The sequence below is a fragment of the Rhodococcus sp. 105337 genome (assembly GCF_012844225.1).
In the GTDB taxonomy this organism is placed as follows: Bacteria; Actinomycetota; Actinomycetes; order Mycobacteriales; family Mycobacteriaceae; genus Rhodococcus.
Genome location: NZ_JABAGQ010000003.1, coordinates 1 through 14,654, shown reverse-complemented (window position 1 = coordinate 14,654; position 14,654 = coordinate 1). Strand labels below are relative to the sequence as shown.

General features: G+C 68.7%; 16 protein-coding genes. 9 read left to right on the top strand and 7 right to left on the bottom strand.

Annotation, left to right across the window (positions count from 1 at the left end; translation table 11 throughout):
* The first annotated feature begins 138 nt into the window (after window positions 1-138).
* Window positions 139-786, top strand: a complete 648-nt coding sequence (locus HF886_RS06435) for a response regulator transcription factor (protein ID WP_169621105.1) — start codon at window positions 139-141, stop codon at window positions 784-786.
* 15 nt (window positions 787-801) lie between these two features.
* Here HF886_RS06435 and HF886_RS06430 read toward each other — a convergent pair whose 3' ends face one another.
* The 3 genes from HF886_RS06430 to HF886_RS06420 are packed head-to-tail and all read right to left on the bottom strand — an operon-like array spanning window position 802 to window position 3,581.
* Window positions 802-2,457 (bottom strand): GAF domain-containing protein, encoded by a 1,656-nt coding sequence (locus tag HF886_RS06430; RefSeq protein ID WP_169651852.1) that lies wholly within the window; start codon window positions 2,455-2,457, stop codon window positions 802-804.
* Window positions 2,454-3,116 carry an alpha/beta family hydrolase gene (locus HF886_RS06425; RefSeq protein WP_346765304.1) on the bottom strand — a complete coding sequence of 221 codons (663 nt, stop codon included), beginning with the start codon at window positions 3,114-3,116 and terminating at the stop codon, window positions 2,454-2,456. Before HF886_RS06425 ends, HF886_RS06430 begins: the two co-directional genes overlap by 4 nt.
* 54 nt (window positions 3,117-3,170) lie before the next feature.
* Complete coding sequence (locus tag HF886_RS06420) at window positions 3,171-3,581, bottom strand: RidA family protein (RefSeq protein WP_169651851.1); 411 nt, start codon at window positions 3,579-3,581, stop codon at window positions 3,171-3,173.
* 71 nt (window positions 3,582-3,652) lie between these two features.
* Here HF886_RS06420 and HF886_RS06415 point away from each other — a divergent pair, with 71 nt between their 5' ends.
* Window positions 3,653-4,267, top strand: a complete 615-nt coding sequence (locus HF886_RS06415) for a TetR/AcrR family transcriptional regulator (RefSeq protein WP_169621102.1) — start codon at window positions 3,653-3,655, stop codon at window positions 4,265-4,267.
* On the opposite strand, the gene HF886_RS06410 is transcribed toward HF886_RS06415, so the two are convergent.
* Window positions 4,260-5,126, bottom strand: a complete 867-nt coding sequence (locus HF886_RS06410) for an Fpg/Nei family DNA glycosylase (protein ID WP_169621101.1) — start codon at window positions 5,124-5,126, stop codon at window positions 4,260-4,262. The two genes, HF886_RS06415 and HF886_RS06410, sit on opposite strands and share 8 nt — an antisense overlap.
* Before the next feature lie 81 nt (window positions 5,127-5,207).
* Here HF886_RS06410 and HF886_RS06405 point away from each other — a divergent pair, with 81 nt between their 5' ends.
* Genes HF886_RS06405 through HF886_RS06395 form a run of 3 tightly spaced genes read left to right on the top strand, consistent with a single transcriptional unit; the run spans window position 5,208 to window position 6,857 of the window.
* Window positions 5,208-6,008, top strand: a complete 801-nt coding sequence (locus HF886_RS06405) for a thymidylate synthase (RefSeq protein ID WP_169621100.1) — start codon at window positions 5,208-5,210, stop codon at window positions 6,006-6,008.
* A complete protein-coding gene (locus tag HF886_RS06400; protein ID WP_169621099.1) occupies window positions 6,008-6,496 on the top strand; it encodes a dihydrofolate reductase in 489 nt (162 codons plus the stop codon). The genes HF886_RS06405 and HF886_RS06400 overlap by 1 nt, the downstream gene beginning before the upstream one ends.
* A 34-nt stretch (window positions 6,497-6,530) precedes the next feature.
* Window positions 6,531-6,857 (top strand): cupin domain-containing protein, encoded by a 327-nt coding sequence (locus HF886_RS06395; protein WP_169621098.1) that lies wholly within the window; start codon window positions 6,531-6,533, stop codon window positions 6,855-6,857.
* Here the strand turns inward: HF886_RS06395 and HF886_RS06390 are convergent.
* Together HF886_RS06390 and HF886_RS06385 are read right to left on the bottom strand one after the other, a co-directional pair.
* Entirely contained in the window at window positions 6,841-8,376 is a 1,536-nt protein-coding gene (locus HF886_RS06390; RefSeq protein ID WP_169651850.1) for a carboxylesterase/lipase family protein, read from the bottom strand. The two genes, HF886_RS06395 and HF886_RS06390, sit on opposite strands and share 17 nt — an antisense overlap.
* A gap of 54 nt (window positions 8,377-8,430) precedes the next feature.
* Window positions 8,431-9,300, bottom strand: a complete 870-nt coding sequence (locus tag HF886_RS06385; RefSeq protein ID WP_169651849.1) for an NAD(P)H-binding protein — start codon at window positions 9,298-9,300, stop codon at window positions 8,431-8,433.
* A 90-nt stretch (window positions 9,301-9,390) separates the two neighbouring features.
* Here HF886_RS06385 and HF886_RS06380 point away from each other — a divergent pair, with 90 nt between their 5' ends.
* Window positions 9,391-10,164, top strand: a complete 774-nt coding sequence (locus HF886_RS06380) for a WYL domain-containing protein (RefSeq protein ID WP_169651848.1) — start codon at window positions 9,391-9,393, stop codon at window positions 10,162-10,164.
* On the opposite strand, the gene HF886_RS06375 is transcribed toward HF886_RS06380, so the two are convergent.
* Window positions 10,155-11,378, bottom strand: a complete 1,224-nt coding sequence (locus tag HF886_RS06375) for a hypothetical protein (protein WP_169651847.1) — start codon at window positions 11,376-11,378, stop codon at window positions 10,155-10,157. The genes HF886_RS06380 and HF886_RS06375 overlap by 10 nt on opposite strands.
* 74 nt (window positions 11,379-11,452) lie before the next feature.
* Between HF886_RS06375 and HF886_RS06370 the strand changes: the two genes are divergently transcribed.
* The 3 genes from HF886_RS06370 (at window position 11,453) to HF886_RS06360 (ending at window position 14,523) form a co-directional block, all read left to right on the top strand.
* A complete protein-coding gene (locus HF886_RS06370) occupies window positions 11,453-12,049 on the top strand; it encodes a TetR/AcrR family transcriptional regulator (RefSeq protein ID WP_169651846.1) in 597 nt (198 codons plus the stop codon).
* A complete protein-coding gene (locus tag HF886_RS06365) occupies window positions 12,046-13,668 on the top strand; it encodes an acyl-CoA dehydrogenase family protein (RefSeq protein ID WP_169651845.1) in 1,623 nt (540 codons plus the stop codon). Before HF886_RS06370 ends, HF886_RS06365 begins: the two co-directional genes overlap by 4 nt.
* Before the next feature lie 72 nt (window positions 13,669-13,740).
* Window positions 13,741-14,523, top strand: a complete 783-nt coding sequence (locus tag HF886_RS06360; protein WP_169621092.1) for an FAD:protein FMN transferase — start codon at window positions 13,741-13,743, stop codon at window positions 14,521-14,523.
* Window positions 14,524-14,654 lie beyond the last annotated feature (131 nt).

Below are 14,654 nucleotides of genomic sequence, written 5' to 3'. Positions count from 1 at the left end.
GCATAGGTAGCGTTGCTCACGAGACACCTGTCGCGCGTGGGGCGAAGGTCCCGGACCTGCCGTCGAACGGCCCGGAGCCGGGTCACGAGGGTGACGGCTGGGACAATGGGGACCGATGCCCAACGAAAGGTGCGTGACATGCCCCGCGTATTCCTCGTCGACGACCACGAGATCGTCAGACGCGGCCTGGTCGACCTGCTGAGCAGCGTCGCCGACTTCACCGTGGTCGGAGAGGCCGCATCGGTGGGGGAGGCGCTCGCCCGGGTACCCGGCAGCGACGCCGACGTCGTGGTGCTCGACGTGCGACTGCCCGACGGGAACGGGGTGGAATTGTGCCGTGAACTGCGCAACCGCATGCCCGAACTCCGGGCGCTGATGCTCACGTCGTACGCCGACGACGAAGCGCTCTTCGACGCCATCATGGCGGGCGCGTCCGGATTCGTGCTCAAGCAGATCCTCGGCACCGACCTGGTCTCCGCGATCCGCACGGTGGGAGAGGGCGGTTCGCTGCTCGACAGCCGTGCGACCGCGGCGCTGATGGAACGTATCCGGGCATCGCGCAACGCAGACCCGCTCGCCGAACTGTCCGAGCAGGAGCGCGCGGTCTTCGAGCTGATCGGTGAGGGCATGACCAACCGGGAGATCGCCGAGCGGCTGTTCCTCGCAGAGAAGACCGTCAAGAACTACGTCTCGCGGCTGCTGTCGAAGCTCGGAATGCAGCGACGCACCCAGGCCGCTGTGCTCGCCACCGAACTCCGCAAGGAACGCGGGCACGACAACACCTGACGGGGTCCGGCGGAGTCAGAGCGGGGCGCACCAGACCAGCCGCGTGCCCCTGCTCTCGTTGGATTCGACGCGGAACGACCCGCCGCACTGCTCGGCGCGGCGTTCCAGGTTGATCAGACCGCTGCGCCGCACGGTGGCGGGCAACCCGGTTCCGTCGTCGACGATCTCGATCCGGAAGTCCTCGAGGGCCGAGACCGAGACCGAGATGTTCTCGGACTGGGAGTGCCGGAGTGCGTTGCTCAGCCCTTCCCGCAACACCGCTTCCGCTTGTGGATGGATGCGGGCGGGCACGAGGGTGTCGATCGGGCCCCGGAACTGGATGTTCGGCGACACGGCCGAGTGGACGCTCAGATCCCCGACCACGTCGAGCAGTCGCCGCCGCAGGCTCGTCGACGCTGCGGCGCCGGTGGTGTGCAGGTCGAAGATGGTCGTGCGGATCTCGCGGACGGTCCGGTCGAGTTGTTCGACCGCGTGCTGCACCACCTCCGCCATCCGGTCGTTGCCGACGCCCGAGGCCATGGTGCTCTGCAAGCTCATCCCGGTCGCGAACAACCGCTGAATCACGTTGTCGTGCAAGTCCTGTGCGATTCGGTCGCGGTCGGCGAGCACATCGAGCAGTCGCTGTTTGCGTTGCTGCTCTGCGAACTCGAGCGCGACGGCCGCGAGGTTCGCCATCGATTCGAGGCGGAGGACGTCTTCGTCACCCCACGGTTCGCTCCCCGCTGCCCGTGTCGCGACGAGCGCACCGGTGATCGCGGAGGTGGCGGAGAGTGGGAGTACCACCGCGTGCCCCGGTCCGCTCGAATCCGCCGACGGGAGAAGCCATGTCGTCCGGCTATGTACCGGCTTCCGGGTTCTGAGGGCGCGCATGATCGGTGACCCGGTGAGGTCGACGCGCGTCGAAGTCAAGGAGGGCTCCGCGGGGGCCGCCGCCCGGACCGAGCCCTGTACGCCGTCGGCCAGGACGACGTACACCTCGGAACACACGGCGAGTTCCCGAACCTGGCCGACGAGCAGCGAGAGGGTGTCGTCCACCGAGCCGCCGACGAGCAACCGGGCGTTGATCGATGCCATTGCGGTGAGCCACCGCTCACGGGTGAGGGAACCCTCGAACAGCCATGCGTTCTCGACGGCCATGCCGGCCGAGGTCGCCAGGACCTTCAGGAGGATCTCGTCTTCCTCCGTGAACTCGGGTGCGCCGATTTTCTCGGTGAGATAGATGCTGCCGAACACCTTGCCGCGCACCATGATCGGAGTCCCGAGGAAACTCCCCATCGGGGGATGGTTGGCAGGGAAGCCGATCGAGCCGGGGTGCTGGGACAGGTCGGCGAGACGCACCGGCCGGGGGTCGTTGACGAGCAGACCGAGAAGGCCGCGACCCTCGGGGAGGTGTCCCATGACCTCCCGCTGCGTGGGGTCGATGCCCACGTAGACGAATTCCGAGAGTCCGCCGTCCGAGGCACGCACACCGAGAGCGCCGTACCGGGCGCCGAGCAGCGACGTCGCTGCCGAGACGATGCGCTGCAGCATCGAATCGAGTTCGAGGCCGGACCCTACGACGAGCACGGCCTCGAGCAGTCCACGGAGCGTCGCGGGGGTGACCGTCTCGTCCAGGCGCTCGCGCATTTCGGACAGCAGCGTGTCGATGACACCGTCGGTGAGCTCGCTCATCGAGCCTCGCCGTCCACAAGTGCCAGGACCGCGCGGACCGCGATCTCGGACGGGTCTGCTTTCGTGCGACCCAGGTCGTGTGCGGCGCCCTCTACCGGGACCAGCGTCGTCGGAGCCGGGACGAGCGCGAGGGCGTCCCGCAGTTCGTCGAGCGTGCCGAAGGGGTCCCGGTCCCCGTGCACGAACACCGACGGCGCGGTGAGGGCGGGCAGATGTTCGGTACGCGGCTTGTCGGGCTTTCCCGGCGGGTGCAGCGGGTACGACATGAGCAACAGTCCGTCCGCGATCCCGGGTCGTTCGGCGGCGAGCATGGTCACCTGGCGCCCGCCGTACGACACGCCGCCGAGGATCAGCGGCCCGTCGGAGTATTCCCTGGTGGCGGCTGCGACCGCGGCGATACCCTCGCGGTCCTCGCCGGCACGCGACGGCTGCGGCGGTCCCTTGGGGCGGCGCCGGCGGAACGGCAGGTCGTACCGCAGCGCCACGAAACCGTGCGCGGCGAAGCGGGCGCACATGAGCTGGAGGATCTTCGCGTTGCAATTGCCTCCGGCTCCGTGTGTGAGCGCGACGACGCCGCGCGGGGAGCCCGAAGGGGAGTGCAGATAGCCGGACAGGGCCTCGGTGTCCACGTGTTCGGCGTCTTCGGGTGCGGGCGTCACACGGATACGGTAACCGCATGCTCCGAGGCGGCCCTCGGAGATGCGGCCCGGGCGTCAGTCGACGACTGCGGTGGCCTCGACTTCGAGAAGAAGTCCCTCGCCCGCGAGGGCGGCCACTCCGATGCCGGTGAAGGGCGGGAGCGGCTTGTCGATCCCGAGGCGCGCGGCGGCGCGGGCCACGCCCTCGACGAACGGTTCCATCTTGTCGGGCGACCAGTCGACGACGTAGACCGTCAGTTTCGCGACGTCGTCGAATGTCGCGCCGGCCTCGGCCAGGGCGGCGGCGACGTTGAGATAGCACTGCTCGGTCTGGGCCGCGATATCGCCGGCGCCTACCAGGTTGCCCTGCGCATCGACCGAGACCTGGCCGGCCGTGAACACGAGCTTCGAGCCGGTCGCGACCGACACCTGGCGGTAGAGATCGACCTCGGGCAACGCTTCGGGGTTCATCAAAGTGACGGGCACCGGTACTCCTCTGGGTTGGTCGGACTGGCAGGCGCTTAATATAGCAACACAATGTTATGTATTGTTCAGGCATGGTGAGGTCCAAAGATCCGGCGGTGCGCGCACTGCTTCTCGAACGGGCGGCCCACATGCTCCGTACCCGTGAACCGATCACTCTGCGTGCACTCGTGGCGGGCACCGGCGTCTCCACGATGGCCGTCTACACCTACTTCGGCGGCATGGACGGGTTGTGGATGGCCCTCCGGCAGGAGGGCTTCACCAGGCTGGAAGCCAGGTTTGCGACCGTGGCGCTCACGGACGATCCGGTCCGGGACCTGACCGCACTCGTCGCGGCGTATCTCGGGAACGCACTCGAGCAGCCGGACCTGTACCGGGTGATGTTCGACGCGAGCGTCGACCTCGAAGACCTCTCGGCTGCCGATGCCACCCTCGAGTATCTGGTGCGGGCGGTGCGCCGGGCCGAGGGCGAAGGCCGCTTCACCGGAATCGAGCCCCTGGACCTGGCGATCCAGAGTTGGGCGATCGGCCACGGGTTGGTGTCGCTCGTCGCGAACGGGCCGTTGCCCGAGGACACGCTCGAACACTGTGTACCGATGCTCACGGCGCTGTTCGTCGGAGCAGGCGACGACATCACGCGGTGCCGCGCGTCGGTGGCACACGGCTGGAGTCGGCCTACGGCTACTTGAGCAGCCTGGACAGCCGGCGGTCGGCGAGCACCTTCCCGCCCGTCTGGCACGTCGGGCAGTACTGGAAGGAACGTTCCGCGTAGGAGACTTCGCGGACGGTGTCTCCGCACACCGGGCACGGTTGACCGGTGCGGGCGTGCACCCGCATGCCGGAGCGCTTCTCGCCCTTGAGCCGGGCTGCGTCCTGCCCGACGGATCGCGCGACGGCGTCCTCGAGCACGGAGCGCATCGCGCCGTACAGTGCCGAGACCGAGGCGTCGTCGAGCCGTCCGGCCGTGGCGAACGGTGACAGTCGCGCCACGTGGAGGATCTCGTCCGAGTAGGCATTCCCGATTCCTGCGAGCACGGACTGATCGGTGAGGAACGTCTTCAGCCGGGAGGTACTCCCGGCGACCAGTGCGGCGAACTCGTCGGCGGTGAGCTCGAGGGCGTCCGGTCCGAGGCGCGCGACACCGGGGATCTTCTTCGGGTCGTCGACGACCCAGACCGCGAGCCGCTTCTTGGTGCCCGCTTCCGTGAGATCGAACGCCGGCGTCGTCGCGTCGGGCGCGAACAGGTGGACCCGCAGAGCCAGCGGTCCCTTCCCCAGCTTCGGCGGAGACTGCGACGGTTCGTCGAGCCACCGCAGCCACCCCGCGCGGGAGAGGTGTGTGACCATCTGCAGGTCCGAACACTCGATGGCGAGGAACTTGCCGTACCGGGCGGCGCCCGTGATGTCCCGCCCCTGCAATGCGGTGATCGGCGGATCTGCCGTCTGCAGCACGCTCAACGCGGCCACGTCGATCCGCCCCACCACGGATCCGACAGCATGCTCACGCAGGAATACGGCGAGTGCTTCCACCTCGGGCAGCTCGGGCATGGCTCCCAGGCTACGACTCGGGCGCGATCACCGGGGCTCGGCGGACGAACCGGTGTCGGGACGACGCCGTAGACTGCCCTCGTGACTGTGCCGACCCCCTACGAAGATCTCTTGCGACTCGTCCTCGAGACCGGTGCCGAGAAGAACGACCGTACCGGGACGGGCACGCGGAGCCTGTTCGGTCACCAGATGCGCTTCGATCTCTCCGAGGGCTTTCCGCTCGTCACCACCAAGAAGGTGCATCTGAAGTCCATCGTCTACGAGTTGCTGTGGTTCCTGCGCGGCGACTCGAACGTCCAGTGGCTCCGCGACCACGGCGTGACGATCTGGGACGAGTGGGCGCAGCCGGACGGCGATCTCGGTCCCGTCTACGGGGTCCAGTGGCGTTCGTGGCCGACTCCCGACGGACGGCACATCGACCAGATCTCGCAGGTGCTCGAGACGCTGCGCAGCAATCCCGACTCGCGCCGGATGATCGTCTCCGCGTGGAACGTCGCCGACCTGGACAAGATGGCGCTGATGCCGTGCCACGCGTTCTTCCAGTTCTACGTCGCCGACGGCAAGCTCAGCTGCCAGCTGTACCAGCGCAGCGCCGACCTCTTCCTCGGGGTGCCGTTCAACATCGCCAGCTACGCGCTGCTCACCCACATGGTGGCGCAGCAGGTCGGGCTCGAGCCCGGCGAGTTCATCTGGACCGGCGGCGACTGCCACATCTACTCCAATCACATCGAGCAGGTCACCGAGCAGCTCACGCGCGCGCCGTACCCGTACCCGACCTTGCAGTTGCAGCGCCGGGACTCGCTCTTCGACTACACCTTCGACGACGTGAAGATCGTCGGCTACCGGCACCATCCGGCGATCAAGGCGCCCGTGGCCGTCTGATGGGTGAGATCAGCCTGATCTGGGCACAGGCCCGCAACGGCGTCATCGGGCGCGACAACACGATTCCCTGGCACATCCCGGAAGACCTGGCGTTCTTCAAGGACGCCACGATGGGCAAGCCGGTGGTCATGGGGCGTCTCACGTGGGATTCGCTGCCGCCGAAGTTCCGGCCGCTCCCGGGCCGCCGCAACGTGGTCGTCACCCGCGACCCGGAATGGTCGGCCGACGGTGCTCACGCCGCATCCGGTCTCGACGAGGCGTTCCGGCTCGCGGGCGACGGCGATGTCGTGGTCATAGGTGGCGGCCAGATCTACGCGCAGGCGATGCCGCGAGCGACCCGTCTGCTGGTCACCGAGGTGGACCTCGACATCGACGGGGACGCGACGGCTCCGGAGATCGGGCCCGAATGGTCGGCGACCGAGACCGGAGAGTGGCGGTCGTCGGCGAAGGGGATCAGGTTTCGCTGGGTCCGGTATTCGCGAAGCTGAGTGTCGTGTCGGTGAGTACGCCATACTGCGCTACATGGACAAGCTCTCCCTGACCGCGCTGGCCCGGCAGCAGCTGAAACTGGCGGCGACGTCGAGCAGTGGCCGTAGTTCGCAGACGGTTTTCGGCGGGCACGCCAAGCATCTGCGGCAGACCATGGTGGCGCTGCTGGCCGGGCACGAACTCGGTGAGCACGACAGCCCCGGCGAGGCGACCCTGCAGATCCTTCAGGGGCAACTCCAGCTGGTCGCCGGCGACGACCTGTGGAAAGGGTCGGCGGGGGATCTGATCGTCATTCCACCGGCGCGGCACAGCGTCCGGGCCATCGAGGACGTCGCGTTTCTTCTCACGGTCGTGAAGTAGCGGGCGCGTCGCTCGTGTAGCCGCGATAGCCCTCCCACGCGATCCGCCGCTCTCGGCGCGGATCGTCCTCCACTCGCTGGGGAACATCGAAAATCATGGTCGCGCGGTCTATTTCGTCATAAGCGGGCCACGAAGGCAGTGGTTCGCCGTGCCTCGCGAAATGTGTCCACTGCCGCTGTACCGATGCCGCGACGGTGCGCAGCCCGCGCCGTCCGCCCGCGGTGGTGAGGATCCGGCCGATCGGCTCGTCGGCCTGATCGAACACTGCCAGCAGATCGACCGCGTGCGTCGCGTCGAACCCGGTCCACTTGAGGAGACGCGGCGCGTAGTCGAACCGGTACATGTATGTCGGTGCGAAGCGTGCGTGCGCTTGTGCGATCTGGAGTGCGGGATACCAGAACGTGAAGTCGCCGCCGAGATCGATGGCGGCCTTCTCGTCCGGATATCCGGGGTACGCCGCGGTCACCCGGCTCTTCGCGTCCGGGTCGGTCGCAGCGAACATGCGGTCGATGCGGTCGGGACTGGTAGGCAGGCCGTCGAGGAACTTCGGGAACAGAGCGCCTTCCCGGTCGTTGGTGCCGATGACGAGGGGGACCGGATGAGCCGCTCCGGTCTCGAACGCATCGAGCGGAGCGATCGGGACGACATCGCCGTCGACAACCGGCCCGAACGGGTGGAGGCCGGGAGTGTCCCTCAGAGTGTGGGCGCCCAGACGCGCACCCGCGCGTCCCAGGTCCGCGGGAGAACCGCCGGTGAGTGCAGCGACAGCCGATTCCGAGTCGGCGCCGAGCAGTTCGAGGAACACGCGACTCCACCGGGCGGAGTTGTCGGCGGTGTTCACCAGGTTCGGGGCGGGACTCTGCGCGATCGCCCCGGAGAACAGCCCGCGCGCCGCGGGCGTCGCGAGCAGCGTCGTGACCGAGGTACCCCCGGCCGATTCACCGAAGATCGTCACGTTGCCCGGATCGCCGCCGAAAGCAGCGATATTGCGCTGCACCCACTCGAGGGCCGCGACCTGGTCCCGGAGACCCAGATTGGAGTCGAATTGTGTGGTGCCGTCGGAGAACTCGCGGAAATCGAGATATCCGAGCGCGCCGAGCCGGTAGTTGACCGACACGTACACCACATCGCCGCGCCGTACGAGCGACTCACCCCCGTACAGGGAGAGGGCAGTGGTGCCGAGAGTGAATGCGCCGCCGTGGATGAACACCATCACCGGCCGCGGACTGTGCACCCGGCCCGCGGGCGCAAGGACGTTGAGCGTGAGACAGTCCTCGGCGGGGCGCACCCGGACGCCGCGGCGTCCCGTGGCGACTCCTCGCGGGTGCTGGGATGCCGCATTGCCGAACTGCGTGGCGTCCCGCTCGCCCGTCCAGGGTTCGATGGGCTGGGGAGCGCGCAGGCGCAGCGCGCCCACGGGTGGTGCCGCGTAGGGAATGCCGCGCCACGTGAGCAGGTCGCCGGTTCGGACACCGCGAACAGCGCCGTCCGCATATGTGACGAGGGTCTCGGACGTCATTCTTGGCACTGTACGGGACGAGTCACCACGATCGGCGAGTCCCGCGCAGGGGCGTCACAGTTGCGGGCGCAGCACGTCGTACGCCCACGCCGCCAGGGTCGTCGGCGTCGTGGACCGTATCGAGCGTGATTGTTCCGGAACGAATCCGTCGCGGAGGCCGGTGGACATGCCCGTCATCGCGTCGACCTGCGCGTCGGACAGGCCGGCGGCCTGTAACCCCCGGCGCATCTCGTCGTCGGCGATCTGTTCGGCGCGCAGCGGCAGGTCCGTCGCAGCGGAGACGATCTCCGCGACCTGTGTCCACGTGAGATCGGACGGCCCGTGGACGGCCTGCACGTGACGGCCGCTCCACTCGGTCGAGAGCAGTCGTGTGGCCGCGACCTCGGCGATGTCGCGGGGCGCGACCCACGGCATCGGATGGTCGACCGGCACGATCACCTGCACGGTGCCGGAGGCGATCATGTCGAGTTGGTACTCCAGGTTGCTGAAGAAGTACCCGCACCGCAGGTGCGTGACGTCGGCATCCGTGTCGTCCAGTGCGAGTTCAGTGGCGGCCAGGCCGTCGATTTCGCCTGCGCCGCAGCGCTTCTCGGCCCCGACGCTGCTCTGGAAGACCACCCGCCCGATGCCGTTTTTCGTGACCGCCCGGGCGATACTCGTGGCTGCGCGGCGGTACTCGGCGAGAGGGTCGTCGCCGGAAGGTGGCGGGTCCACCCAGTAGATCGTGTCGACCCCGGCGGTTGCCTCGACGACCGCATCCGAATCGAACTGGTCGACTGCGACGGTGTCGACCTCCGCACGCAGCCGAGCAGGCAGCTTCTCGGGACGGCGCGCCAGGACCAAGGGGCGCACCCCGGCACGGACCAGGATGGGAACGAGATGGCGGCCGACGTGTCCGGTGGGAGTAGTGACGGCGATACGCATGTATGGATCTCCTCTCGTCGAGTGCTCCGGCGTCACCGTATCGAGAGATACGGCCCGATCCTGTCCGCCATTTCGGTCACCATGGATTTCATGACGAGCGACCCGACGACACGCGCGCTTGAACTCCTGTCGGTTCTCCAGCGGGGAGGGGAGTGGACGGCAGCCGTGCTCGCCGCGCGCCTGGGGGTCAGCACACGTACGGTCCGCCGCGATGTCGAGCGGCTGCGCCGTCTGGGGTATCGGGTGGACAGCCGGCCCGGCCCGTCGAGTGCGTACCGGCTCAGGGCAGGCCGGTCCGTCCCGCCGCTGCTCTTCACCGCCGACGAGGTCGCGATCCTGGTCGCCGGAGTGCGGCTGATCGCGCCTCGCCTCGCGAGCGCGGAGAGTGCGGGCGGCGCGGACAGGGCGGACGATGCGGACAGTGCACTGGCGAAACTCGAGAACGTACTCTCGCCGGCGCTGCGGCAACGTGCCCACGCGATGGACCTCGCCACCGAGGTGCTCGACGACGCGCACGGCGTCAGCGTGCAGGTGGTCGGGGCGCTGGCCGATGCGGTCGCGGAGTCCGGACGGGTCCGCTTCGGCTACCGCGACCGCAACGATGCAGCGTCCGTCCGGACGGTGGATCCGTATCGCCATGTATATCGGGCCGGCCACTGGTATCTCGTCGGGTTCGATCTCGACAGAGACGAGTGGCGCACCTACCGCATGGACCGGATCGGCTCCGTGGAACGTATCCCCGGCACGTATCGTCGGCGCGACCTGCCCGGCGAGTCGCTCGGCCGCTGGTTCGACACCGACTTCGGGAGAGGCCGGGACTCGAGGCACCAGGACGCGGGCCACCGGGACCCGGGTCACCAGTAGGTGGCGTGCAGACCTCTCTCGGCGAGTTCTGCGTCGATGAACGCGCGCAGCGTCCGGGTGTCGGGGAATCGATCTTCGTCGAGGGCGACGAGCGCGAGCGTGTATCGATCGTCCCGGCTGCACAGGTAGGTCGACAGGCGTGTCGAGGTCGTGGCGTCCCTCGTGCCGAGGCCGGGATGCATGGCGCGCATCGCCACCCCGGCGGTGCGGTGCGGACCGAACGCATCGAGCACGGCCGGGACGCGACCGATATTGGAGCACAGCATGTCTCGCTCGCCGGCGCCTCTGGCGAGGCGGGTCGCGACACGGTCGGGTACGAGTTGCACGATCTCTGCGGGGATACCGTGCGGCGCGCCCTCGCGAGGCTGCCGGTACGCGTGCGTGGACTTGGCCCTGATCGTCGCCACCGTGTCGTCCGCGTCGACGGTGATACCTGTCATCGATACCCCGTTGGACGTGGTGCCGGAACCGCGATCGTCCACCGGAATGGAGATCTTCAGGGGGAAGGGGATGCCTGCGCGGCGGGCGATCCCGGTCGCGATCGCCAGCATCAGCGAATTCGCGGTGCCCTCTCCGATGCCGGCAGCGGCGTCCCACTCGTCGCTCGGCACGTCGATCAGGGCGGTACGGGGACGCAACCGCACCGACAGCGGGACCGGCGGTTTTTCACGCGGACCGGAACGGCGCACGCCCCGGAGACCGCGCGCGACCGTACGGACGACATGCAGCGCGTCGCGGACGTCGGAGGTGTGGGACTCGTCGGGTGGCTCGGCGTGACCGGCGAGAGCCTCGGCCACAGCATCGATCAGTCCCCGCGCGTCGGTCAGTACGTGGGAGCAGACGAGGGAGACGAGAGTGCCGCCGCCGGCGAGATGTGCTGCGACCAGTGACCACCCGGGTCCGTGTTCGGGATCGAGGTCGACTTCGGTCTGGGCATCGGCCCATTCGAGGATCGCGTCGTCCGCCACTTTCTCCGCGGGGTAGCGCAGCGGGTACGAGTGCGTGCTCGCGACGAATCGGGGGCGGGCGCCGGGTATGCGGGGCCGAACAACCCGGCGGCCGAGGGGGCCTTGCGACAACGCGTCGTGCAGGGAGATGAGGAGGGGAGCGTGCACGGTGTCGTCGGTGCGCCACAGTCCCTGCATCACCGACGGAAGCCCGGAACCGCGGTGTCGGTGCAGGAACATTTCGTCCACCACGCTCAATCGACTCATGCGTTAGACCGTAGCCCGGACCGCGGGCGGAAAGCCTGTTGACCAAAGGTTTGAACCGGGGTTCAATTCTTGGTATGCCGTACCGGCGGACTCCCGCGGTCCAACAACGTCTCGACGACCAGCGCGACGCGATTGCGGCCGCAGCGGTGGCGCTCGTCGCCGAACGCGGATATCGGGAGATGTCGATCGCGGCCGTCGCCGAACGCGCCGGAGTCGCGACCGGCAGCGTCTACCGGCATTTTGCCGACAAGTCGGATCTGATGGTGCAGATCTTCCGGGACCTGTGCGGCCGAGAAGTCGAGGCCGTCGTGTCGGCGGCCGCGACGGGATCGGCGGCCGGGCGGATCTCGGCCGTCGTGGAAACCTTCGCGTTCCGGGCGCTGCGCAATCCCGTGCTGGCCTACGCCCTGCTCGCGGAACCCGTCGACGCGGCTGTGGACGCCGAGCGACTGGTGCTGCGCAGAGCGTTCGCCGCCGCATTCGCCGGCGCGATCCGGTACGGCATCACCACCGGCGAATTCGCAGACCAGGACCCGGATCTCGCTGCCGCCGCTCTCGTCGGAGCGGTCGGGGAAGTACTCACCGGACCCTTGCGGGCCGGTGCGGCGTCGGCAGACACGGTGCCTGCCCTCGTGGCATTGTCCCTTCGCGCGTTAGGAGCGCCCTCATGACATTTCCCGCGACGCACATCGTGTCCAACCAGGCGCCCGACCTCGTGCCCTACAGCGCTGCGGACGATCGCGCATTGATCGAAGGACTGCACCGCGAAGGCGGAAGCTGGGCAGAGGACGAGGTACACGAACTCGGGGCGCTCGCGGGAGGGGCCCGGGCACAGGAGTGGGGCAGGCTCGCCAACGAATATCCGCCCGTCCTGCGCACCCACGACCGGTACGGCAACCGCATCGACGAGGTCGAGTTCCACCCGCATTGGCACGACCTGATGACGGTCGCGGTCGAACACGGACTGCACGGTGCGCCGTGGCGCGACCCGCGCCCAGGAGCGCACGTGGCCCGGGCCGCCAAGTTCTACGTGTGGGGTCAGGCCGACGCCGGCCACATGTGCCCCATTTCGATGACGTACGCGGCGATTCCGGCGCTCCGCCACAATCCGGCACTCGCGGCGGAATACGAACCGCTATTGGCGGCGCCGCACTACGACTTCGGTCTGCGGACACCGGCGAGCAAACGCGGTCTCATCGCCGGGATGTCGATGACCGAGAAGCAGGGCGGCTCCGACGTCCGCGCCAACACCACCACCGCGACACCGAACGCCGACGGCACGTACACGATCGTCGGGCACAAATGGTTCACGTCCGCGGCGATGTCCGACGTGTTCCTGACCCTCGCGAACACCGGCGCCGGGCCCACGTGTTTCCTCCTGCCGCGCGTCCTGCCCGACGGCGCCCGCAACCGCATCCGGATCCAGCGGCTGAAGGACAAACTGGGGAACAAATCCAACGCGTCGTCGGAGATCGAGTACGAGGGCGCCGTGGGATGGATCGTCGGACCCGAGGGACGCGGTGTCTCCACGATCATCGACATGGTCAACATGACTCGGCTCGACTGCGTGATCGGGTCCGCGACGGGGATGCGGATGGCAACACTCCGCGCGGTCCACCACGCACGGCACCGCGCGGCATTCGGTGCGCTCCTCGTCGACCAACCACTCATGCGCAACGTTCTCGCCGATCTCGTCGTCGAGTCCGAGGCGTCGACCACCATGATGATGCGGCTCGCCGGCGCGACCGACCGCGCGCAGGGCGACCCGCAGGAAGCGGCGCTGCGGCGGATCGCACTGGCGGTCACCAAATACTGGGTGTGCAAGCGGGCGCCCGCCCACGCCGCGGAAGCGCTCGAATGCCTCGGTGGCAACGGCTACGCCGAAGAGTCCGGGATGCCGAGGCTCTACCGCGAAGCACCGCTGATGTCGATCTGGGAGGGTTCCGGGAACGTCGCTGCTCTCGATGCGCTGCGCGCCATGGTCAAGCAACCCGACACCGTCGAGGCCTTCTTCACCGAGGTGCAGCGTGCGCAGGGCGCGGATTCGCGGTTGGACCACGCCATCACCCGCGTGGGCAAGGAACTCGCAGACCTGGAGAACATCGAATACCGCGCCCGGCGGATCGTGGAACTGATGGCGCTCGTTCTGCAGGGCGCCCAGCTCGTGCGGCACGGCCACCACGCCGTTGCCGACGCGTTCTGCGCGAGCAGGCTCGACGACGACTGGGGGATCGCCATGGGTACGTTGCCCATCGGGGTGGACACCGAGGCGATCTTGACCCGCATCTGAGACGGGCTGCCGCGGAGAGCCCCGGGCATACTGGAAAGGGTCGGTGAATCCCGCACACGAGGGGAGACCGCCATGATCGACACGAGCCGGTGGCGGGGGTTCGGGCGGCACGTCGTGCTCGCGGTGACCGAACCCCGTGCGCTGGGGCAGGCCGAGGAGATCGTGCGCTCGACGATCGACGTGTCCGAGGCAGCGTGTGATCTCCGGCGCGGTGATGCAGAACTGCACGCCGTCAATCTCGGGCAAGGCGTCCCCGTGCGGGTGAGCCCGCGCCTGTCCACGCTGCTCGAGTCTGCCCTGCGGGCTGCCCGGATGACCGACGGTGCCGTCACGCCGGTCGACAACCGCCTCGACACCGAGTCGATTCCCCCGGTCCACCCGGTGCCCAGCTACCTCGACGTCCGGATCGAGGGCGACACCGTTCACGCGCCGTGGGGCGCGGGTCTCGACCTCGAGGAGACGGCGCGCGCCGATACCGCCGACTACGGGGCGGCACTCGCCGCGGAGGGGCTCGACTGCGGCGTGCTGGTGCGTATCGGCGACACGGCGGCCACCGCGGGCGCGCGCCCGGACGGCGGATGGCAGGTGGCGTTGCCCGGCCGGAACGACATCGACTTGCCCGCAGGCACCGCGATCGCCTCGCGTAGGGCAGGGGACCGGGCCGACGACCGGTGGCGCGTCGTCACGGTGGTCGCGCCCGATGCGGTCTGGGCCGACGCCGCGGCGCAGACGGCTCTGCACTGCGAGGTCGGTGCGATCGCGTGGCTCGAGCAGTACGAACTTGCGGCGCGGCTCGTCGACCGCCGGGGGCGGGTACACACCACGGCCGCGTGGCCGGATTCTCGCGCTGCGTAACGGTTTCGGGCGTCGGGGAGAGATGTCAGTCCGAGTCGCGCATTCGGCGGTACGTGCGGATCAGGTTGTCCGTAGACGCATCACCCGACTCCGGCTCACCCACACCCCCCAACACCGGCGCCAACACCGAC

Excerpts from the sequence above, each read along its gene's own strand:
- HF886_RS06390 (WP_169651850.1), bottom strand. The coding sequence starts at position 8,376 with ATGACGTCCGAGACCCTCGTCACATATGCGGACGGCGCTGTTCGCGGT.
- HF886_RS06370 (WP_169651846.1), top strand. The coding sequence starts at position 11,453 with ATGCCGTACCGGCGGACTCCCGCGGTCCAACAACGTCTCGACGACCAG.
- HF886_RS06380 (WP_169651848.1), top strand. The coding sequence starts at position 9,391 with ATGACGAGCGACCCGACGACACGCGCGCTTGAACTCCTGTCGGTTCTC.
- HF886_RS06430 (WP_169651852.1), bottom strand. The coding sequence starts at position 2,457 with ATGAGCGAGCTCACCGACGGTGTCATCGACACGCTGCTGTCCGAAATG.
- HF886_RS06385 (WP_169651849.1), bottom strand. The coding sequence starts at position 9,300 with ATGCGTATCGCCGTCACTACTCCCACCGGACACGTCGGCCGCCATCTC.
- HF886_RS06365 (WP_169651845.1), top strand. The coding sequence starts at position 12,046 with ATGACATTTCCCGCGACGCACATCGTGTCCAACCAGGCGCCCGACCTC.
- HF886_RS06360 (WP_169621092.1), top strand. The coding sequence starts at position 13,741 with ATGATCGACACGAGCCGGTGGCGGGGGTTCGGGCGGCACGTCGTGCTC.
- HF886_RS06400 (WP_169621099.1), top strand. The coding sequence starts at position 6,008 with ATGGGTGAGATCAGCCTGATCTGGGCACAGGCCCGCAACGGCGTCATC.
- HF886_RS06435 (WP_169621105.1), top strand. The coding sequence starts at position 139 with ATGCCCCGCGTATTCCTCGTCGACGACCACGAGATCGTCAGACGCGGC.
- HF886_RS06410 (WP_169621101.1), bottom strand. The coding sequence starts at position 5,126 with ATGCCCGAGCTGCCCGAGGTGGAAGCACTCGCCGTATTCCTGCGTGAG.
- HF886_RS06375 (WP_169651847.1), bottom strand. The coding sequence starts at position 11,378 with ATGAGTCGATTGAGCGTGGTGGACGAAATGTTCCTGCACCGACACCGC.
- HF886_RS06395 (WP_169621098.1), top strand. The coding sequence starts at position 6,531 with ATGGACAAGCTCTCCCTGACCGCGCTGGCCCGGCAGCAGCTGAAACTG.
- HF886_RS06415 (WP_169621102.1), top strand. The coding sequence starts at position 3,653 with ATGGTGAGGTCCAAAGATCCGGCGGTGCGCGCACTGCTTCTCGAACGG.